The 18,672-nt window shown below is 46.6% G+C and carries 22 protein-coding genes; 16 read left to right on the plus strand and 6 right to left on the minus strand.

Annotated features, from left to right (window positions below; all coding sequences use genetic code 11):
- Nucleotides 1–11: 11 nt before the first annotated feature.
- The 5 genes from KNO85_RS05745 to KNO85_RS05765 all read left to right on the plus strand — a co-directional run bounded on the left by KNO85_RS05745 (nt 12) and on the right by KNO85_RS05765 (nt 4,198).
- The gene (locus KNO85_RS05745) at nt 12–806 is read left to right on the plus strand and encodes a TIGR00282 family metallophosphoesterase (RefSeq protein ID WP_214787687.1); all 795 of its coding nucleotides are present in this window, start codon (nt 12–14) and stop codon (nt 804–806) included.
- 26 nt (nt 807–832) lie between these two features.
- Nucleotides 833–1,093 carry a stage V sporulation protein S gene (locus tag KNO85_RS05750; protein WP_012726477.1) on the plus strand — a complete coding sequence of 87 codons (261 nt, stop codon included), beginning with the start codon at nt 833–835 and terminating at the stop codon, nt 1,091–1,093.
- A 90-nt stretch (nt 1,094–1,183) separates the two neighbouring features.
- Nucleotides 1,184–1,804: a histidine phosphatase family protein gene (locus tag KNO85_RS05755; protein WP_214787690.1), complete on the plus strand. Its 621-nt coding sequence runs from the start codon at nt 1,184–1,186 to the stop codon at nt 1,802–1,804.
- Between the two features lie 122 nt (nt 1,805–1,926).
- Nucleotides 1,927–3,003, plus strand: coding sequence for an L-threonine 3-dehydrogenase (gene tdh, locus KNO85_RS05760; protein WP_214787693.1), 1,077 nt, complete (start codon nt 1,927–1,929; stop codon nt 3,001–3,003).
- A 13-nt stretch (nt 3,004–3,016) separates the two neighbouring features.
- A complete protein-coding gene (locus KNO85_RS05765) occupies nt 3,017–4,198 on the plus strand; it encodes a glycine C-acetyltransferase (protein ID WP_214787695.1) in 1,182 nt (393 codons plus the stop codon).
- Between the two features lie 138 nt (nt 4,199–4,336).
- Here the strand turns inward: KNO85_RS05765 and KNO85_RS05770 are convergent, their stop codons facing one another.
- Both KNO85_RS05770 and KNO85_RS05775 read right to left on the minus strand, forming a co-directional pair.
- Nucleotides 4,337–4,885, minus strand: a complete 549-nt coding sequence (locus KNO85_RS05770) for a DUF4256 domain-containing protein (RefSeq protein ID WP_214787698.1) — start codon at nt 4,883–4,885, stop codon at nt 4,337–4,339.
- A gap of 119 nt (nt 4,886–5,004) precedes the next feature.
- Nucleotides 5,005–6,162, minus strand: coding sequence for an MFS transporter (locus tag KNO85_RS05775; protein WP_214787701.1), 1,158 nt, complete (start codon nt 6,160–6,162; stop codon nt 5,005–5,007).
- Between the two features lie 157 nt (nt 6,163–6,319).
- On the opposite strand from KNO85_RS05775, the gene KNO85_RS05780 reads away from it, so the two are divergent.
- The gene (locus KNO85_RS05780) at nt 6,320–7,270 is read left to right on the plus strand and encodes an alcohol dehydrogenase catalytic domain-containing protein (protein ID WP_214787704.1); all 951 of its coding nucleotides are present in this window, start codon (nt 6,320–6,322) and stop codon (nt 7,268–7,270) included.
- A gap of 15 nt (nt 7,271–7,285) precedes the next feature.
- Complete coding sequence (locus KNO85_RS05785; RefSeq protein ID WP_214787707.1) at nt 7,286–7,834, plus strand: GNAT family N-acetyltransferase; 549 nt, start codon at nt 7,286–7,288, stop codon at nt 7,832–7,834.
- Nucleotides 7,835–7,882: 48 nt separating this feature from the next.
- Here the strand turns inward: KNO85_RS05785 and KNO85_RS05790 are convergent, their stop codons facing one another.
- Nucleotides 7,883–8,302, minus strand: coding sequence for a MarR family winged helix-turn-helix transcriptional regulator (locus tag KNO85_RS05790; protein ID WP_214787710.1), 420 nt, complete (start codon nt 8,300–8,302; stop codon nt 7,883–7,885).
- Nucleotides 8,303–8,460: 158 nt separating this feature from the next.
- Between KNO85_RS05790 and KNO85_RS05795 the strand changes: the two genes are divergently transcribed.
- The gene (locus KNO85_RS05795) at nt 8,461–9,258 is read left to right on the plus strand and encodes an enoyl-CoA hydratase (RefSeq protein ID WP_214787713.1); all 798 of its coding nucleotides are present in this window, start codon (nt 8,461–8,463) and stop codon (nt 9,256–9,258) included.
- A gap of 83 nt (nt 9,259–9,341) precedes the next feature.
- Entirely contained in the window at nt 9,342–10,397 is a 1,056-nt protein-coding gene (locus KNO85_RS05800; RefSeq protein ID WP_214787716.1) for an enoyl-CoA hydratase/isomerase family protein, read from the plus strand.
- Between the two features lie 42 nt (nt 10,398–10,439).
- Here KNO85_RS05800 and KNO85_RS05805 read toward each other — a convergent pair whose 3' ends face one another.
- The gene (locus tag KNO85_RS05805) at nt 10,440–11,444 is read right to left on the minus strand and encodes a tyrosine-type recombinase/integrase (RefSeq protein ID WP_214787719.1); all 1,005 of its coding nucleotides are present in this window, start codon (nt 11,442–11,444) and stop codon (nt 10,440–10,442) included.
- A 101-nt stretch (nt 11,445–11,545) separates the two neighbouring features.
- Here KNO85_RS05805 and hflX point away from each other — a divergent pair, with 101 nt between their 5' ends.
- The 4 genes from hflX to glnA all read left to right on the plus strand — a co-directional run bounded on the left by hflX (nt 11,546) and on the right by glnA (nt 15,979).
- Complete coding sequence (gene hflX, locus KNO85_RS05810; RefSeq protein WP_214787723.1) at nt 11,546–12,793, plus strand: GTPase HflX; 1,248 nt, start codon at nt 11,546–11,548, stop codon at nt 12,791–12,793.
- A gap of 2 nt (nt 12,794–12,795) precedes the next feature.
- Nucleotides 12,796–14,094 carry a methionine gamma-lyase family protein gene (locus KNO85_RS05815; protein ID WP_214787726.1) on the plus strand — a complete coding sequence of 433 codons (1,299 nt, stop codon included), beginning with the start codon at nt 12,796–12,798 and terminating at the stop codon, nt 14,092–14,094.
- Nucleotides 14,095–14,186: 92 nt separating this feature from the next.
- Nucleotides 14,187–14,591, plus strand: coding sequence for a MerR family transcriptional regulator (locus KNO85_RS05820; RefSeq protein WP_214787729.1), 405 nt, complete (start codon nt 14,187–14,189; stop codon nt 14,589–14,591).
- 47 nt (nt 14,592–14,638) lie between these two features.
- Nucleotides 14,639–15,979 (plus strand): type I glutamate--ammonia ligase, encoded by a 1,341-nt coding sequence (gene glnA / locus KNO85_RS05825; protein WP_214787731.1) that lies wholly within the window; start codon nt 14,639–14,641, stop codon nt 15,977–15,979.
- Nucleotides 15,980–16,118: 139 nt separating this feature from the next.
- Here the strand turns inward: glnA and KNO85_RS05830 are convergent, their stop codons facing one another.
- Both KNO85_RS05830 and lexA read right to left on the minus strand, forming a co-directional pair.
- Complete coding sequence (locus KNO85_RS05830; protein ID WP_214787734.1) at nt 16,119–16,559, minus strand: metal-binding protein; 441 nt, start codon at nt 16,557–16,559, stop codon at nt 16,119–16,121.
- On the minus strand, nt 16,559–17,179 hold the full coding sequence (gene lexA / locus KNO85_RS05835) for a transcriptional repressor LexA (protein WP_074033201.1): 621 nt from the start codon (nt 17,177–17,179) through the stop codon (nt 16,559–16,561). Before lexA ends, KNO85_RS05830 begins: the two co-directional genes overlap by 1 nt.
- Nucleotides 17,180–17,382: 203 nt before the next feature.
- Here lexA and KNO85_RS05840 point away from each other — a divergent pair, with 203 nt between their 5' ends.
- From KNO85_RS05840 to KNO85_RS05850, 3 genes are all read left to right on the plus strand, one after another.
- On the plus strand, nt 17,383–17,619 hold the full coding sequence (locus tag KNO85_RS05840) for a hypothetical protein (RefSeq protein WP_214787737.1): 237 nt from the start codon (nt 17,383–17,385) through the stop codon (nt 17,617–17,619).
- A 71-nt stretch (nt 17,620–17,690) separates the two neighbouring features.
- Entirely contained in the window at nt 17,691–18,335 is a 645-nt protein-coding gene (locus tag KNO85_RS05845) for a YneB family resolvase-like protein (RefSeq protein ID WP_214789824.1), read from the plus strand.
- A gap of 60 nt (nt 18,336–18,395) precedes the next feature.
- Nucleotides 18,396–18,629: a DUF896 domain-containing protein gene (locus KNO85_RS05850; protein ID WP_012726456.1), complete on the plus strand. Its 234-nt coding sequence runs from the start codon at nt 18,396–18,398 to the stop codon at nt 18,627–18,629.
- Nucleotides 18,630–18,672 lie beyond the last annotated feature (43 nt).

Genomic DNA, 18,672 nt, shown 5'->3' on the forward strand with positions numbered 1-18,672 from the left:
GAGGATTTTATATGAAAATTTTATTTATCGGTGATGTGGTCGGTAAACCAGGTCGAGATATTTTAAGCAATCAGATTGGACGATTGAAAGACAAATACAATCCGACGTTCATGCTCGTGAACGGGGAGAACGCGGCCAATGGGCGCGGCATCACGAAAAAGATTTATCAACAGTTTTTAGAGCTCGGCTTTCATGGAGTGACGATGGGGAACCATACGTGGGATAATCGCGACATCTTTGATTGGATTGACGATGCCGACCGAATCGTCCGCCCGGCCAACTATCCTGACGGAACTCCTGGAGTCGGAGTGATGAAATTGAAGCAGAATGGGAAGAAACTTGCCGTGATCAACGTCATGGGTAATGTGTTCTTACCATCTCTCGACTGCCCGTTCCGTACTGTCGATCGTCTCATCGAAGAAGTGCGAGACGAGGTCGATGCGATCTTCGTTGATGTTCACGCTGAGGCGACAAGTGAGAAGATTGCGATGGGTTATCATCTTGACGGGCGTGCCCAAGTCGTCGTCGGGACGCACACACACGTACAGACGGCAGATGAGCGTGTTCTGCCGAACGGAACGGCCTATATTACAGACGTTGGGATGACCGGCCCGCTTGACGGGGTGCTCGGAATGGATGCGTCGGTCGTTTTAAAAAAATTTATGACACAACTCCCAGTTCGGTTTGAAGTTGCCGAGGGACGGGAACAACTTAATGGAGTTTTCATTACAATCGATGATCAGACGAAACGAGCGACAAAAATCGAACGAATACACCTAGATGATCAGACCGTCTGGTTTGATTGAACAACCTACCCGAGGGGGAAACAAGAATGGACGTACTCAAAGTTTCGGCAAAATCGAACCCTAACTCCGTTGCGGGTGCTTTAGCGGGTGTGCTACGTGAAAAAGGAACGTGTGAGATACAGGCGATTGGGGCAGGTGCACTGAATCAGTCCATCAAAGCCGTCGCGATTGCCAGAGGCTTCGTCGCGCCAAGCGGTCTCGATTTGATTTGCATTCCAGCCTTTACCGATATTATGATTGACGGAGAGGAACGCACTGCCATCAAGCTCATCATCGAGCCACGGTGAGCGGTCGGGACATAGGTCCTATTCTTGTGAAGAGGAGCCATCGGCGCGGATGGCTCCTCTTTTTATGACGAAGTCAAAGGAGTGATTAAGGTGTTGCAGTTATATATTGTCAGACATGGGCAGACAGAGTGGAATAAAGAAGGACGTCTACAAGGGCGACAGAATTCGCAGTTAACGAGTGAGGGGGTACTGAATGCGGAAAAGTTAGGTAACCGACTTCGAACGATTAAATTCGAGTCTGTTTATGTGAGCCCAAGTGGTCGAGCCGTTCAAACGTTAGAAGCGATGAACGTATCTTTAGATACACCTGTACATATCTTAGATGACTTGAATGAAATCTCATTTGGTGATTGGGAAGGGAAGGCTGAGCATGAAATCGAACGAATGGATGTATTCGAAACTTTTTGGTCAAATCCAAGTCAATATGATCCTCAATCGAATCAAGGGGAAGAACTGATAGCTTTTACGAGTCGTATTTCGAAAGTGATTCATCAAATCATTCAGTCGAACGAACACGGCAATGTTCTGATTGTGACACACGGAATGGTGATTCAGGCAATATTGAGGGAAGTGCGACAAGTCAATCTGTCCGAATTGTGGTTCGATGACGAAATCGAAGGAACGAGCTTATCGATTATTGAGTTTTCAACGCAAGGATTTAAAGAAATGCTGATTGGAGACACCTCCCATCAACTGAGTGGAACATATTAAGACTAGACATCAGAAGAATGTCATAAAAAAATCATGATGCATCTTCTCAGTTTCGTCATTTTATGACAAGATGATAAAGAACGTATCGTTCGATCATAAGAGACAAGAGGGGGACGTTTTCAATGGAACAACTCGTGTCAACCACAGAGACGGAAACAACGACACCAGTAATGAAAGCGATTCAAAAACACACGGCCGGGTTTGGGGCAAAGCTAGTCGAAGTACCCGTTCCGACACCGGGACCTGGAGAGGTACTCATTCAAGTCAAAGCGACATCGATTTGCGGGACCGATGTCCACATCTATGAGTGGGATGAGTGGTCACAGAGCCGCGTTAAACCACCGTACGTATTCGGTCATGAGTTTTCGGGAGAAGTCGTGGCACTCGGGGAAGGGACGAAGCGCATCAAAGTCGGACAGACAGTGTCCGCTGAGACGCATATCGTCTGTCATCAATGTAAACAATGCTTACGTGGACAATATCACATCTGTAAAAACACAAAAATCATTGGTGTGGATACGCAAGGCTGTTTCGCAGAATATGTCGTCATGCCTGAAGAGAACCTTTGGGTGAACCCGGAAACGATGCCGGCAAAACTCGCATCCATTCAAGAACCGCTCGGAAACGCGGTGCATACTGTGCTAGCGAGTGACGTATCCGCCAAATCGGTCGCCATCGTCGGATGTGGACCAATCGGTCTCATGGCAGTCGGCGTTGCCAAAGCAGCTGGCGCGAGTCGCGTTTATGCGATTGATGTCAACCCGTATCGTTTGAAACTTGCTGAAGAGATGGGAGCGGATGTCGTCATCAACAGCTTAGAAGAGAATCCGCTCGAATTGATCGAACGCGAAACAGATGGAGATGGAATCGACGTCGTCTGTGAGATGAGCGGACACCCAATCGCCATCGACCAAGCGTTCAAAATGGTCACGGCAGGTGGGGACGTTAACGTCTTGTCACTTCCAGCTCGTCCGGTCGCCATCGACCTCACACGGGATGTCGTCTTTAAAGGCGTCCGTGTACAAGGTATCACGGGACGTAAGATGTACGAGACGTGGGGCCAAGTCTCGACGATGCTCGCGACGGGTCAATTGAATGTCGAACCAATCATCACACACGTCTTCAAGCTTGAAGAGTTTGAAAAAGGATTCGAACTCATGCGGGCAGGGAAATGTGGAAAGGTCGTCTTACTACCATAAAGGGGGAAACAACATGGCATTTGAACATATTACAGAAGCAATCAATGAGATGAAAGAACAAGGGACGTTTCGTAAGCTCGTCCCGCTCGAATCGGCACAAGGGAACGAAGTGACAATCGACGGGAAATCACTCGTCCAGTTGTCATCAAACAACTATCTCGGACTTGCGAACCATCCGCGATTAAAACAAGCGGCAGTTGAAGCGGTCGAACAGTACGGTGCGGGAACAGGATCGGTTCGGACGATTGCCGGTACGTTCGAGATGCACGAAGCGTTCGAGCGCGAACTTGCAGAGTTCAAGCATACAGAAGCATCACTCGTCTTCCAATCAGGGTTCGCGACGAACCTTGGGGTCTTGTCTGCACTTCTCGGACCAGAGGATGTCGTCATCAGTGACGCACTCAACCATGCGTCGATTATCGACGGGATTCGTCTTACGAAAGCAGCGCGACGCATTTATAAGCACGTCGACCTTGAAGACTTGGAGAAGGCGTTGAAAGAAACACAGGACTACCGGACGCGTCTCGTCGTAACGGACGGTGTGTTCTCGATGGACGGGAACATCGCACCACTTCCGGCGATTGTCGAACTCGCAGAGAAATATGATGCTGCGGTCATGGTAGATGATGCTCACGCATCTGGCGTTCTCGGGAAGAACGGTCGCGGAACGGTCAACCACTTCGGTTTGGACGGTCGTGTCGCGTTACAAGTCGGGACGCTTTCAAAAGCGATTGGAGTCCTTGGCGGTTACGTCGCCTGTTCACAAGACGTACGGGATTACTTGATTCATAAAGGTCGTCCGTTCCTCTTCTCGACTTCACATCCACCGGCAGTCGTTGCGGCGAACCGTGAGGCAATCCGTGTCATGAAAGAGGAAGAAGAGTTGTTCGACAAACTATGGGCGAACACGGAATTCTTCAAGAACGGACTACGCGACCTCGGCTTCGATATCGGACATGCGACAACACCGATCACACCGGTCATGCTCGGTGAAGAGACGCTCGCGCATACGTTCTCGGACAAGTTGAAGGAGCACGGCGTATTCGCACAGAGTATCGCCTTCCCAACAGTTGAGCGCGGAAAAGCACGCATCCGGACCATCGTCACAGCGGAGCATACGCGAGATGACCTCGAACGCGCGCTTGAGGCGTTCAAAACGGTAGCGGAAGAGTTGAATGTGACACTACACGCATGAATGAGGACTGCAGACGATTTGTCTGCAGTTTTTTGATGGAACCATAGTGAAATACCGAAACAAATTATTTATATTTCAATTACCGTAATTTGATTAATAGGTTTTCATGCATAAAAGAAGCAAAGCGCAATGCTTTGCTTAAATCACGAGTATTCCTCTAAATCCTCGAGCCGCATAATAAGAGTCTGCACCATTGTGATAGACGAAGGTGTGATCATAGCGACGGTCGCAGAACAGGGCGCCACCTTTTTGACGAATGGTGTCCGGTGTGTGAATCCAACTCGACGTCTTCAAATCGAATGCACCGAGTGTTTGTAAGTGTCGGTATGTTTCTTCGTCGAGAAGGGTTATGCCCATCTGTTCAGATAAGGCGACCGCGCTTCCGACGGGCTTATTCTTTTTACGTGCCTCAAGAGCTGGTTCGTCATAACAGAGGCTTCGTCGACCGCTCGGACTCTCGACTGAGCAGTCGCAAAAAGCGAGATCTCCGTTAGGGAGTCGAATCACGTCGGGTTCGCCTCCTGTCTGTTCCATTCGAAATAAGGACAGAAGCTTTTCTTCGGCAGTCTCAATTTTTGTTGAAATGCCAGACCATGACACATTTTCGTGTCGCTCTGGATGGTCCTCAAAACGCACCTTCAGTATGATTAATAGTTCAGAGACTTGCTCTTGTGAAAGTTTAAACATGGAGAATCCACTCCTTGTGTTATTTTTACTTAAGTATAAGCTACATTCACGATGAATACTTCTCGATTTAAGAAAATATGAGTAATAAGGCGCCCTCTCTTAGAGAAGGCGCCTGCTGCTTATACAGATGATACGGTTAACATGGACTGTTCAGTCAATCGCCCGATCCAAATCAATGGAAGGGTCAAAAGAGCTCCGAAAAGGTAAACCGAATCGATCGGTAGGCCGTCCGCAAGAAGACCGAACAATAAACTTCCTATACTGAATGCGAGGGCGTATCCTGTTTGTTGCACACTATATACATAAGGAAGCTGTGTAGCCGGGATCTGGTCTTGAATGACTGTATTTGTCTGAATGATCCGCATTTGTGTGGCTGCCCCTTGAATGACTAACGCCAGAATCGCAAACGCGAGATGTGCAGTCATGCCGAACAAAATGGCAGCGACAATGGATAAGATGGCAGTCGACGATAGCGAGGGTGCGTATCGTGATCGATAAAGGTAGGCACTCACCGCAATCATGCTGATCAAAAAGGATGCGTTAAGCGTTCCCCACCAGCCCGTATCAACTTGTAAATGTCGCTCGAGATAGACGAGAAGCAAGGCGGAAATCCAAAGTGTACTGACGAAGGATTCATACGTGACAAACCAGGTCACGCGACGTGCGAATGGTGACGTCTTTACATAAGTGAGGCTTTCAAGTAAGGAAATCGATTCATCCGTTTCGTCATCCATCACGTCTTCCGTAAGCGATTGATTGAAGTAAAACGTCACGATTGTGGAGAGGCTGAAAAGAATGAGCGAAACGATTAACGCAAAGGCACTCGACATGAGAGAGACGAGCATCGTGCCAATTGGCCACATCGCGAGTTGGATGAACTGATTGGACCCTTGAACTAGGCTGTTCGCTTGTTGACGATTCGTCGTCAATCTTGGGATAAATGACGCTTGGATCGGACGCGCGAACCCATCGAGGAATGCAATCAACACGACAAGTCCGAGAACAAGAATCGAATCCGTGAAGAGAACGAGTACAAGGGTGATCGTCTTCATCAGTTGTGACAGGACGAGCGTTTTTCCGAGCGAGCAGCGACTGAGGATGCGGGCGAAAAAGAGTCCGCTGAGCGTCATACCGGCAGTCACGGCAATCGGAAAGCTAGCCGCCATGAGAGCGGACCCAGTTTGTTGATACAGCAAGGCAATGAGCGCGACGATGTATAGGACATCGCCAATGTTTGCGAGCCATTGGCTAACGAGCAGTGTGTAAAACGATTTCATCACAAATCTCCTCCGAATCTATTCAATTAGGTGGGTTGGACGAATCGTTTTTACACATTTTCACCTCTTCATAAAATGATATAAAAATAATTATACAAAATTTGATGAATTCTGTAAACTTGTCATATGGGTGAAATTGTCATAGTGGGAGGATGAAATGATTCAACAAGCTTTGAAACTCGTAGGTAAAAAGAAGTTGGAGTGGGTTACAACACGAATACCGACTCTTGAGGCGGATCAGGTTTTGATTGAAACCATCGCTACTGCCATTAGCATTGGTGCAGAGATTCCCCAATTTGAAGCAACGGATTTGACTGATGCAAGTCCGATCTATCCTCGTAAAGTGGGATATGAGAGTTATGGAAGGGTTGTAGATAAGGGTGAGAATGTCACAACACTCCATGTTGGCGACCGAGTAATTGCCTTTTATGGGCAACAAACGTATGGGATTGTCTCTGAACAAAAAGCGTTTTATGTTCCACCTGAAGTAGACTATGAAACAGCGTTGTTAGCGATTTTATCTTGCGATGCAGCGAAAGGAGTTAGAAAATTAGCACCATCTTCTACCGATTCGGTCATTGTTTCCGGTCTGGGAACGATAGGGTTACTCGCGATCTATTATCTACGCACCTATTATGGTGTGACGATGATTGATGCGATTGAGCCAGATTCGAATCGAAAAGAACTGGCTCATACGTTTGGAGCTGGCTGTGTATATACCCCGAATGAGGTGAAAGAGAGCTTTTATGATTACGGCATTGAATGTTCGGCTCGCAATGATGGATTCATGAACCTTCAAGAAGCTGTTAAGCCGAATGGATCGATCTGTATTTTATCAGACGGTAATCGAGAAGAATTGGTGCTACAACCTCAATTTTATGAGAAAGAACTACATATTGTTGGGTCTAGTGATGGCTGGGATTATACAGAACACTTCAGCTGGTATTTTGAAGCGAGTCGACAAACTCCATACATAAAAGAGATTTTTGAGTTAGACATTGAACAAGATAGCTTGATTGGTACGTTTCAAGAATTAAGTGAAGGTGTCATCAACCCAATTAAAGTTTCCGTGACATATAGAAACGAAAATACATCATTTGATGAGTGAGAAGGATGGATTCATATGCTTGATTATAAAATAAATGACGATATAACACTGAGAATGTTTAATGTAGAGGACGCGGAAGCATTATTTCAACTGACGATGGAATCGAAACCTTACCTAAGAGAGTGGCTGGGGTGGCTTGATTATATCGAGTCAGTAGAGGATTCAAAGCAGAACATAGAAGGACGAATCAAAGGATTGATTGAAACGGGTGGATTCCCGAAATCGTTCGCTTTGATGTATAAAGGCGTGCTTGCCGGGACGATCGGATTCAACGAAATCGACCGTGGTATCAAATGTGGTACGATCGGTTACTGGCTCGGACAAAATTTTCAAGGTAAGGGAATCATGAGTCAGGCACTCGAGACAATCATCGAATATGGATTCTGTGATCTTAATCTAAATAAAATTGAGATTCGAGTCGCGACAGAGAACTTGAAGAGTCGGGCTCTCCCTGAACGCTTTGGCTTTAAAGAAGAAGGGGTCATTCGAGATGCGGAATGGCTATATGATCGTTATGTCGACCATGTCGTTTACGGGTTGCTACGGAATGAATGGGTAAGATAAAAATAGGAAGGACATTCTCTCTTGATGGGAGAATGTCCTTTTTGCAAGTCAATAATCGGTTTGTATGATAATTTCTAATGACTTTTTTAAAATTTCCACATCTCGATCCGATAAATGGTCGAAAACTTTTTCATTCAGTTCGATTGTCGCAGCTTCGATTCCACTTCTCAATTCTTCAGCTTTTTGAGTAGGTACAACCAATACGTTTCTACGATTATCAGGGTCAATCGAACGCTCGACGAGTCCTGCCTTTTGCATTTTATCGAGTATTCCTGAAATTGTCGGAGCCTCTAAATATAACTTTTCTGCAATCTGTTTCGGGGAAAGTTGTCCTTCCCTCCATAAACAATTCAATACCCCATATTGAGCTGGAGTCACTTCATATTCTTCTAGTAGCTTGCTGAAATATTTAAAAACCTTATTCTGGCTTGCGCTTAGTAAAAAGTTAATACAATCTTTCAATTCCATATCGTTCTCTCCTTATCTTGACACTACTTATCATATCATGTTAAATTTCGTGGTGAAACAGTTTTGGTACAAAACAATTTGATGTACGAATCTAGATTTGACAGCTAGAAATCAACTTCATGATGAAACGTAATGCAAAATGAGGAGGACAACAAAAAATGAGTAATGAAAAACAATTTTCAAATTGCCATGTAAAAGTCGAAAATCACGTAGCCTATCTTTTCGTCAATAATCCACCAGCAAACGTAATCAGTTCAGAGACGGTTAGTGGATTATCAGCTTGCGTTGATTATGTCGCGAATGATTCAGAGATCAAGGCAGTCGTGATTACAGGGGAAGGAAAATTTTTCATTGCGGGTGCTGATATCAAAGAGTTTGTATCTGCGTTCGATAGTGAAGATAAAGGAAAATTACTATCTGTAGAAGCACAAGCTGTCTTAAACAAGATCGAACAATTAAACAAACCTGTCATTGCTGCGATTAATGGAGCTTGCTTAGGTGGAGGTTTGGAGCTTGCAATGAGTTGTCACATGCGGATTGCTGCAGACGAAGCCAAACTTGGACAACCTGAACTGAACTTAGGATTAATACCGGGCTTTGGAGGAACACAGCGGTTGGCACGGCTCACAAATAAATCGAAGGCTCTTGAAATGATTTTGACTAGTAAAGTCATTGGTGGGAAAGAAGCGGAATCGATTGGCTTAGTCAACAAATCAGTGCCCCTTGTCGAGTTGATGAATGAAGCGAAACAACTTGCCGAAGCCATTGCACTTAAAAAGAGTCGATTATCGATTGCGGCAACGATAGAGGCGGTAAATAAAGGGTTGGAAACAACATTAGACGAAGGTTTCGCAATTGAAGCGGACCTCTGGGCGAAGTTATTTACAACGGAAGACATGAAAGAAGGAGTCAATGCTTTTATCGAAAAACGTGAGGCAGAATTCCAAGATAAATAATGATTGGATCATTTCAACCTGTTTTCAGCAAGTTTATGTTGTGTAGTAGTCATATTAACCTATACTCAAGGCGGTGATCGATAGTGGATACTCGAGAAAGTGTCGTCACAGAAGTTCAAAATGGGATTGGATGGATCAAGCTGAATCGCCCCCGTGCGTTAAACTCTTTAAATGTTGACATGGTAGATACGATGAATGAACGGTTAAAGCAATGGAAGTCAGATGACCGTGTGTCATTGATATGCATCTATGGAGAAGGCGAAAAGGGTTTTTGTGCAGGTGGGGATATGCGAACCTTATACGATTTAAAAGAAAAAGGTAATGAAGCGTACGCCAATCAGTTCTTTTCGCTTGAGTACGGATTAGACAATGCAATTCATCATTATCCAAAACCAGTCGTCGTATTGATGGATGGTGTAGTTATGGGAGGTGGCGTTGGCCTCTCCATTGGTGCCTCACATCGGATTGTCACCGAGTCATCAAAGTGGGCAATGCCTGAAATGAACATCGGTTTTTTCCCTGATGTCGGGGCAAGTTATTTTTTGAATCGAATGCCTGGTTTGGTTGGTACTTACGTCGCGCTAACCGCTAGTGTCATACATGCAACCGATGTACTTTACGTTGGAGCGGCTGACTATTATATGGAGAGCAAAGATTGGCCGGGATTAAAAGAAAGCATGATGGAAAAACATTGGACGCCAAATGCAGTTGAAACAGAACTCAATCAACTATTGCAGTCATTTCGAAGCCCTGTTTCTCTTCCTTCGTCAATATCATCGATACAAGACAAAATTGATCATCACTTTCGGTTTGAAACGATTGAAGAAATCATTTCATCACTCCAGGTATCTGCAAATCAAGGTGATGAATGGGCAGGAATCACGATGAGGACACTTCTATCTAAATCACCGACGTCACTAAAAGTAACCCTTCGTCAAATTCAGAAAGGGAAGGGGCTATCTCTTCAAGCGTGTTTTGATATGGAACAAAACCTCGCATTGAATTTTATGAAATGTCATGATTTCTATGAAGGGGTTCGTTCAGTTCTAGTTGATAAAGATCGTTCTCCAAAATGGAGTCCTACTACACTTGACGAAGTGACAGAACAGCAAGTTGAATCTTTTTTTAAAACGGTATAGCTCAGGATTGTTGACGCTTAATGACAGAACTAAACCCGCCCTTCACGAGAGGGCGGGTCTTTCGTCTGATTCGAATAATTCAGTTCCGAACTCTTCATACGCCTGTTCATAGCGACGTAATGAAGATTCTTTATGCATACACGTAAGGTTCATCCGCTCAGATGGCGTCATGTCGGTCGCATATGTCTTTAATACATGGGCGTTTCGTAGCATTGACGGGGTGACCGAACGCGCGAGTCCGCTCCGTTCGTTTAGCTGCCGCATCATCTTCGTGATCATGACGATCGTCAATTGCTTCGGTTGATTTTTCGCATACACCCAGCGGAACGTCATGCGTGCGAAATCGAATGAGACGAAGACTGGGTCTTCCGAGTACCAACGTGGTCGTACTGGTGTAGGGATATCAGCCAAATAATTCATGAGTAACGATTGGTCTTCCTGTGACAGTTTCAAGGTGAACTGATTCCCGAGACGATCATATACGTCAAAGGTGTGGTCGGCCAGATGCAGGTCGCTCATTCGCAAACGAATGATGTGATGGACGCGCAAGCCGTATTTATAGAAGAGCGTCACGATCAGTTCATTCCGATTGACGAGATAGGGATGGGCTTGCAACTGATTCTCGCTCAATCCTCTCGTCGAACGAATCGTATGAACGAGTCGGTCAAATTCAGACTCGAGCGCGATCTGGTCGACGGACAACGTATGTGCCGGTTGCGAGTAGGCTAGCATTTTTTTTCGTAATGGATTTAAAAAGTGGGTCAGGCTATTGATGACCGTGACGATTCGGGCGACGGTCGCCTGTTGATAATGCTTTTCTTCGATTAGAAAATCATTCACGAACGTTTTCCATGATTCGATTGGAACGTCTAACCAGTCCGTCGGTTCGTTCAATTCGACATTGTGGTCGTGAAAGTACTTGTGCACATCAATCAAGTCGTAGCGATAGCGTTTAAGCGTCGAGGGTTGACGGCCGCTTGCTCCGAGATGATACAAGTATGTTTCGATAAATTCGGGGAGCGGATAGTCTTTTCTACGTTTCGTCATGGTCGAGCCTCCTTCTTCCTTTATCCTACCACAAACGGACGTTCTCTATACGCTGATTCGTGGTAAGATGAAAGGTGAGACTTTATGGAATGAGGGATTACATGATAGAACGTGAAAAAGTTGTCATCGTCGGCTGTCAGTTACCGAATGTCGATGATTGGACATATGAACAGTCGATGGGCGAGCTCGTCGAACTCGTGGATACGGCGCAAGGTGAAGTCGTCGCTCGGCTCGACCAAAAACGTCAACAAGTCGACCGTCGTACCTTTATCGGGAAAGGGAAAATTGAGGAGCTCGCGATGCTCGTCGAACAGTTCGAGCCGGATTTGTTAATCTTCAACGCCGAGTTGACACCGGCGCAGTCGAAGAACATTCGCATCGCCTTGAACGACCCGGATGAGATGAAGCTGATCGATCGCACGCAGCTCATCTTAGACATCTTTGCGAGCCGTGCGCAATCGCGCGAAGGGAAATTGCAGGTCGAACTCGCGCAGATGAACTATTTACTACCACGTCTCATCGGACAAGGGACACAGTTATCGCGACTCGGTGGTGGAATCGGGACACGTGGACCGGGTGAGACAAAACTTGAGTCGGACCGTCGCCACATCAAGCGTCGTATCGATGAGATTACGAAACAACTCGAAGGAACGGTCGCACACCGGGATCGCTACCGGGAACGTCGGAAAGAAAACCGCGTGTTCCAGGTAGCGCTCGTCGGGTATACGAATGCCGGGAAATCGACAATCTTTAACCGATTGACGGATGCAGATACGTATGAACAGGATGAGTTGTTCGCAACACTTGACCCCTTGACGCGTGAACTCGAACTTCCACGCGGTGGGAAAGTGCTGATTACCGATACGGTCGGATTTATCCGTGATTTACCGACGAAACTCGTTGCCGCCTTCCGTTCTACTTTGGAAGAAGTGGTCGGTGCCGATTTGATCCTTCATGTCATCGATGCGTCGAACCCACATTATTTGAACCAAATCGATACGACGAATGCGGTATTGGAAGAACTCGGTGCGAGTGAGGTCCCACAACTCGAGGTATATAATAAGAAAGACCGTCTTACGGAAGACTTCGTCGGTGGACCCCTGTTGATCTCGGCAATTGCACCAGAAGATATCGAACAGTTGATTGGTGCACTCGAAGATAAAATCTCGGACATTTTGACAAAAGTCCACGTCGTCTTACCGGTTACGGCTTTTGAACATTATCACCCGGCGAAAGAGGCGATGTATCGTCTTGAGGAGAGTTTCTTAGATGACGGCTCGGTCGAGTTGATCGGTTATATGAGAGAAGACACGCGTCTATATGCGACGCTAAAACAATTTGAGGTGTAAGTATGTGGCAAGAAAAGATTGAGCATTATGATGCACTCGCGCCGTACGTGAAAAAGGCCGAGGAGCGAGTGAAACCATTTTTTGAAAAGATTGAAGAGACGGCTGAGTTCAACCAGTATCGTGTTCTCGAATCGTTTAAAAAGCATAAAGTGTCGGATTTTCATTTCAACCCGACGACGGGGTATGGATATGATGATCTCGGTCGTGACACGCTCGAGTCGATTTATGCAGACGTGTTCGGAGCAGAGCTCGCATTATGCCGACCGCAAATCATCTCGGGTACCCACGCAATTGGGATTGCCTTGTTCGGTGTCCTGTTACCGGGTGACGAATTACTGTATATCACAGGTAAACCGTACGACACGCTCGAGGAAATCGTCGGTATTCGTGGAGACGGTCGTGGTTCATTAAAAGAACTTGGTGTCCATTACGATACCGTCGAATTAAAAGAGGATCGTGAAATCGACATCGACCGCGTTCTTGAACGGATTCGTCCGGAGACGAAACTCGTCGGGATTCAGCGTTCGAAAGGATATGCGAATCGTCGCAGTATTCCTGTCGGAGAGATCAAAGTCGCGATCGAACGGATCAAAGCGGCACATCCGCACGTATATGTGTTCGTTGACAACTGTTACGGGGAGTTCGTCGAGACGATCGAGCCGACGCATGTCGGGGCAGATTTGATGGCTGGTTCTCTCATTAAAAACCCGGGTGGTGGATTGGCGAAAACGGGTGGTTACATTGCTGGAACAAAAGAATTGATTGAACGTTGTTCGTTCCGGATGACAACACCAGGTATCGGTAGTGAGGCAGGTCCCTCACTCTATTCGCTTCAGGAGATGTATCAAGGTTTCTATATGGCCCCACACACTGTGGCGCAGGCGCTCAAAGGAGCTCACTTGACAGCTAGTCTCCTGTCTTTGATTGGATTTGAGACAGACCCGCACTATACGACTCCTCGAACGGACTTGATTCAATCGGTGACGTTCCGCGACCGCGAGAAGATGATTGCATTTTGTCAAAGCATCCAAATGGCATCGCCGGTAAACGCACATGCGTTACCCGTCCCGGCCTATATGCCGGGATACGAAGACGATGTCATCATGGCGGCTGGAACGTTCATTCAAGGTTCGTCGATCGAGCTATCAGCGGATGGCCCGCTTCGGGCACCTTATACAGCGTACGTTCAAGGTGGTCTGACGTATGCTCACGTAAAAGTCGCTCTCATGTTGGCGTTGAGCCAATTACACGACAAAGGATTGGTCGAATTCAACGATCAAAATCAACACACGCATTTGTAACCATTCTGTCATGTTAACTTTCTTAACATCTATTGACAGGATTGTTGTCATGTATTATTCTCACATTGTGAGACAGAAAAGGAGGGGTAAGGATGGCTGATCAATTTCGTCGCTCCAACCCGTTGTTTCCGATTGGAATCGTCCAAGATCTGACGCAACTGACTGGTAGACAGATTCGGTATTATGAAGAACAGGGTCTGATTTCGCCTAGTCGGACGGAATCGAAACGACGGCTTTATTCCTTTAATGATGTCGAACGTCTACTCGCAATCAAGGATTACATTGACCAAGGCTTTAATTTGGCGGCAATTCGCCACATGTTAGAGCAAGAAGGTGAGAAAGAAGCGGAAACGACTGCTCCGACTGCACCGGTCAATGAAGCACCAAAGGTTTCGGAAAAAGAGTTACATCAATTATTGAAAACACAGCTTCAAGAAGCCGGTCGTTTCAATAAGACGTCGCTCATTCAAGGCGAGCTTTCACGTTTTTATCGATAACACCGCACACATCAACCATTACACAATGTGAGAGGGGACATTTTACCATGGCCAGAAAAACGTTCACAAAAGAAGACATTAAACGCATCGCACAAGAGGAAGACGTACGCTTTATTCGACTTCAATTCACGGACATCCTCGGAACAATCAAAAACGTCGAGGTGCCGATCAGCCAATTGGACAAAGCACTTGATAACAAGATGATGTTTGACGGATCGTCAATCGAAGGATTCGTCCGCATCGAGGAATCAGACATGTACTTATATCCAGACCTCAACACATGGGTTGTCTTCCCGTGGACAGATGGCAGCGGAAAAGTCGCTCGCTTAATTTGTGATATTTATAACCCAGACGGTACACCGTTCAGCGGTGACCCACGCGGTACACTCAAACGCAACCTTGAGAAAATGCAAAAACTCGGTTTCTCAGCGTTCAACGTTGGGCCAGAGCCAGAGTTCTTCTTGTTCAAGAAAGACGCATCAGGCCGTCCGACACTTGAGCTCAACGACCAAGGTGGATACTTCGACTTGGCACCAGTTGACCTCGGTGAGAACTGCCGTAAAGAAATCGTGATCGAACTTGAAAACATGGGCTTTGAAATCGAAGCATCACACCACGAAGTTGCACCAGGACAACATGAAATCGACTTCAAATACGCGGATGCTGTCACAACGGCAGATAACATCCAAACGTTCAAGCTCGTCGTTAAGACGATTGCTGCGAAGTATGGTCTTCACGCGACATTCATGCCGAAGCCACTCTTTGGTGTAAACGGTTCAGGAATGCACGCGAACATGTCACTCTTCAAAGGTGATACGAACGTCTTCTACGATCCAAATGGCGACATGGAACTTTCAGACACAGCTCGCGCATTCACAGCTGGTATTTTGGAGCACGCTCGTGCGTTCACGGCAGTATGTAACCCGACTGTGAACTCTTACAAGCGTCTCGTACCAGGCTACGAAGCACCTTGCTACGTTGCATGGAGCGCACGTAACCGTTCACCGCTCGTGCGTGTTCCAGCAGCACGTGGTCTCTCGACTCGTATCGAAGTACGTTCGGTTGACCCAGCGGCGAACCCGTACCTTGCTCTTGCTGCCCTCTTGGCTTCAGGTCTTGACGGAATCGAAAAAGATTTGAACGCACCAAAACCAATCGACAGCAACATCTACGTGATGGACAAGCCAGAGCGTGTAGCGAACGGAATCGACGATCTCCCAGCAACACTCTTTGATGCACTCGAAGTCCTTCGTGCGGATAAAGTCGTGATGGATTCACTTGGTGAGCACATCGGCGAACATTTCCTCGAATTGAAAGAAATCGAGTGGGATATGTTCCGTATGCAAGTAACGGAGTGGGAGCGCGATCAGTACATGACGCTCTACTAATAATAGAAGTATGCAAAAGAGCAATGGATGACCTTCTTCAGAAGGGTCGTTCATTGCTCTTTTTGTTGTGCTTCAGATGAAGCAGATATATATAAAGGACCACCTTCCGTGATCAGTCGGAAGGTGGTCCTTTCGTCGGTCAAAATGCTTTTTTTATAAATGTCGATGTATAGTCGAGTGCCGTATGCAATGTCGTCGCGAATACGAGTCCTAGAAAGAACGGCATGCCGTGAACGTCCACCCATGACCGAATCTCCGCCTCATATGCCGTAAAAGGTAATAGCATGATGAGCGGAAAGCCGATGTATGCAATCCGAATCACATCACTCAGACCAGGTAAATGCGAGAAGAGCGAGCGGTGCGGCATGAGCTTCACATAAGGTAGCCATATCAATTTAAGTGGACCCCATCGATAATAGGCATCTGATTTTAAATCGAGGTCCGGGGAGAGCCAGAGTGTGCCGATAATCGCACCGATGATCAATGCGAACGGAACATCGATTTCAAGAAAAGGCGTGGCAACCGCAAGTGCTCCGGTTGCCACGAGATTCGTTCGAGTATGTGTCTTGCCACTAGCCATTAGTGAATCGTCCGGTATACACCGATAACCTTCCCTAAAATCGAAACATTGTCAAAATACATCGCTTCTAACTCATCATTTTCCGGTTGGAGACGAACTTTTGAAGCTTCTTTATAGATTCGTTTCACCGTCGCCTCACCCTCATCGGTCATAGCGACGACAATCTCTCCATTGTCGGCCGTGCTCTGCTGGCGGACGAGCACGCGGTCTCCGTCCAAAATCCCAGCGTTAATCATCGAATCCCCAGAAACCGACAACATGTATACATTATCTGAACCAACGATATGTGCCGGGAGCGGGAAGTGTTCTTCCACGTTCTCGATGGCGGTAATCGGTGTCCCGGCGGTAACTTTCCCGATAACCGGTACGTACATGACGGACTCTTGTTCTTCCATTGCCGGCATATCTTCAGTCAAAATCTCAATCGCGCGAGGCTTCGTCTTGTCCCGACGAATCAACCCGCGTTTTTCTAGACGATCTAGGTGACCGTGTACGGTCGAACTAGAAGCAAGGCCGACGGCTTCTCCAATTTCACGAACAGAAGGTGGATATCCCTTTGCCCGAACTTCATCTTTGATGAAATCAAGAATCTGTTGTTGTCGCGCTGACATTTTTTTCATTATGTTCACCTCGATGTAATCGAATAACCTGCAAACGCATCCTATTCTTTATGTGTCTAGTGTAACACAAGAACACATGAGCGTACAAACATTCGTTCGTTATTTTCTGTTGACCGAACACGGGTTCTTGTTTTATGATGAGAACAGATAAACGAACAAACGTTCTAACGAACATATATTCTTATACAGGAGGCAATGCAATTATGAAAGATACACTCAACGGAATCATTTTAGTCGGAATGCTCTTGGTCGGGATGTTCGCTTTTTATTTGGCAGGAGAGATGCGGGGGGAACCGGCAGCGGTTGAACCAGTCGTCACATCGGAACGCACGATTGAAGAAGAGGTCGCGTATGTCCAGGCAGAATCACTCGAAGCACAGATCATGGCGGAGCGAGAAGAGCATAACGAACGTAAAACAAAATGGTATGCCGCTGAGTGATCGTTCATCATTGCGTACCGTTCTCGAACTGTGTATCGTAAGGAATGAATGCGATGAAAGGGAGTGATGCGATGCGAGTCGTCGTCTATTGTCGGGTATCGACGAACAAGTCCACCCAAGAGACATCACTCAGTCGGCAAGTCGATGAATTACAGCAATTGGCTTCGCAACTAGGGGCAGAAGTCATAGATATCATCACGGAACAAGAAAGTGGGTACGAGGTGAATCGAAAGGGTTTGCTTGATTTACTTGACCACGTGTCGACGTCTGATTTGGACGCCGTGCTTGTCACGGACGACAGTCGCTTGGGGCGAGGAAATGCCAAGATTGCCATCTTGCACACATTAATGAAACACGACGTTCGGTTGTTGACGATGCAATCGACATCGGACTACGTCGTTTCCGATGCCGAGAAGATGGTGTTGGAGATTGTCAGTGTCGTTGAAGAATATCAGCGGAAAATTCACAACGCTAAAATTTCTCGTGGGATGCGTCGTGCCGTCGCCAACGGATTCAATCCGCAACGGAACATTCAGAACAACGATCAAGGTGGGCGACATCGAATCGAAGTACCAATTGAAGAGATCATTCAACTGCGCGAACGTGGGTTGACGTTTGCCGAGATTGCGGCAACGCTCCGTGGATTCGGGTATGAAGTGTCGAAAGCGACCGTGAATCGACGGTATCTCGAGCACCAGTCAGTTGCTGAAACTTGATTCTTCCTCTCTGATTTTGTAAAGTATAAGAACAAATTCACTAGAGAGGGGGCGAGTCAGATGTTAGCACCAGGACAATTGGAGCGAATCAATTTCCTCGCCAACAAAGCGAAGACAGAAGGACTGTCTCAAGATGAAATGAACGAGCAACAAAACCTACGCCAAGAATATTTGAAGGCGTTCCGTCAATCGTTCAAGTCGCAAATGATGGGCATGAAAGTCGTGGATCCAGATGGCAACGACGTCACGCCTGAGAAATTGAAAGAAGATCAAAAACGCTATCGTGGCGAGTGATGCTGAATGCACATCCTATTTCGTATAGGATGTGCATTTTTGT

Source organism: Exiguobacterium sp. s124, assembly GCF_018617485.1.
Classification (GTDB): Bacteria; Bacillota; Bacilli; order Exiguobacteriales; family Exiguobacteriaceae; genus Exiguobacterium; species Exiguobacterium aestuarii.

Excerpts from the sequence above, each read along its gene's own strand:
- KNO85_RS05745 (WP_214787687.1), top strand. The coding sequence starts at position 12 with ATGAAAATTTTATTTATCGGTGATGTGGTCGGTAAACCAGGTCGAGAT.
- KNO85_RS05750 (WP_012726477.1), top strand. The coding sequence starts at position 833 with ATGGACGTACTCAAAGTTTCGGCAAAATCGAACCCTAACTCCGTTGCG.
- tdh (WP_214787693.1), top strand. The coding sequence starts at position 1,927 with ATGGAACAACTCGTGTCAACCACAGAGACGGAAACAACGACACCAGTA.
- KNO85_RS05765 (WP_214787695.1), top strand. The coding sequence starts at position 3,017 with ATGGCATTTGAACATATTACAGAAGCAATCAATGAGATGAAAGAACAA.
- KNO85_RS05770 (WP_214787698.1), bottom strand. The coding sequence starts at position 4,885 with ATGTTTAAACTTTCACAAGAGCAAGTCTCTGAACTATTAATCATACTG.
- KNO85_RS05775 (WP_214787701.1), bottom strand. The coding sequence starts at position 6,162 with ATGAAATCGTTTTACACACTGCTCGTTAGCCAATGGCTCGCAAACATT.
- KNO85_RS05780 (WP_214787704.1), top strand. The coding sequence starts at position 6,320 with ATGATTCAACAAGCTTTGAAACTCGTAGGTAAAAAGAAGTTGGAGTGG.
- KNO85_RS05785 (WP_214787707.1), top strand. The coding sequence starts at position 7,286 with ATGCTTGATTATAAAATAAATGACGATATAACACTGAGAATGTTTAAT.
- KNO85_RS05790 (WP_214787710.1), bottom strand. The coding sequence starts at position 8,302 with ATGGAATTGAAAGATTGTATTAACTTTTTACTAAGCGCAAGCCAGAAT.
- KNO85_RS05795 (WP_214787713.1), top strand. The coding sequence starts at position 8,461 with ATGAGTAATGAAAAACAATTTTCAAATTGCCATGTAAAAGTCGAAAAT.
- KNO85_RS05805 (WP_214787719.1), bottom strand. The coding sequence starts at position 11,444 with ATGACGAAACGTAGAAAAGACTATCCGCTCCCCGAATTTATCGAAACA.
- hflX (WP_214787723.1), top strand. The coding sequence starts at position 11,546 with ATGATAGAACGTGAAAAAGTTGTCATCGTCGGCTGTCAGTTACCGAAT.
- KNO85_RS05815 (WP_214787726.1), top strand. The coding sequence starts at position 12,796 with ATGTGGCAAGAAAAGATTGAGCATTATGATGCACTCGCGCCGTACGTG.
- KNO85_RS05820 (WP_214787729.1), top strand. The coding sequence starts at position 14,187 with ATGGCTGATCAATTTCGTCGCTCCAACCCGTTGTTTCCGATTGGAATC.
- glnA (WP_214787731.1), top strand. The coding sequence starts at position 14,639 with ATGGCCAGAAAAACGTTCACAAAAGAAGACATTAAACGCATCGCACAA.
- KNO85_RS05830 (WP_214787734.1), bottom strand. The coding sequence starts at position 16,559 with ATGGCTAGTGGCAAGACACATACTCGAACGAATCTCGTGGCAACCGGA.
- lexA (WP_074033201.1), bottom strand. The coding sequence starts at position 17,179 with ATGAAAAAAATGTCAGCGCGACAACAACAGATTCTTGATTTCATCAAA.
- KNO85_RS05840 (WP_214787737.1), top strand. The coding sequence starts at position 17,383 with ATGAAAGATACACTCAACGGAATCATTTTAGTCGGAATGCTCTTGGTC.
- KNO85_RS05845 (WP_214789824.1), top strand. The coding sequence starts at position 17,691 with ATGCGAGTCGTCGTCTATTGTCGGGTATCGACGAACAAGTCCACCCAA.
- KNO85_RS05850 (WP_012726456.1), top strand. The coding sequence starts at position 18,396 with ATGTTAGCACCAGGACAATTGGAGCGAATCAATTTCCTCGCCAACAAA.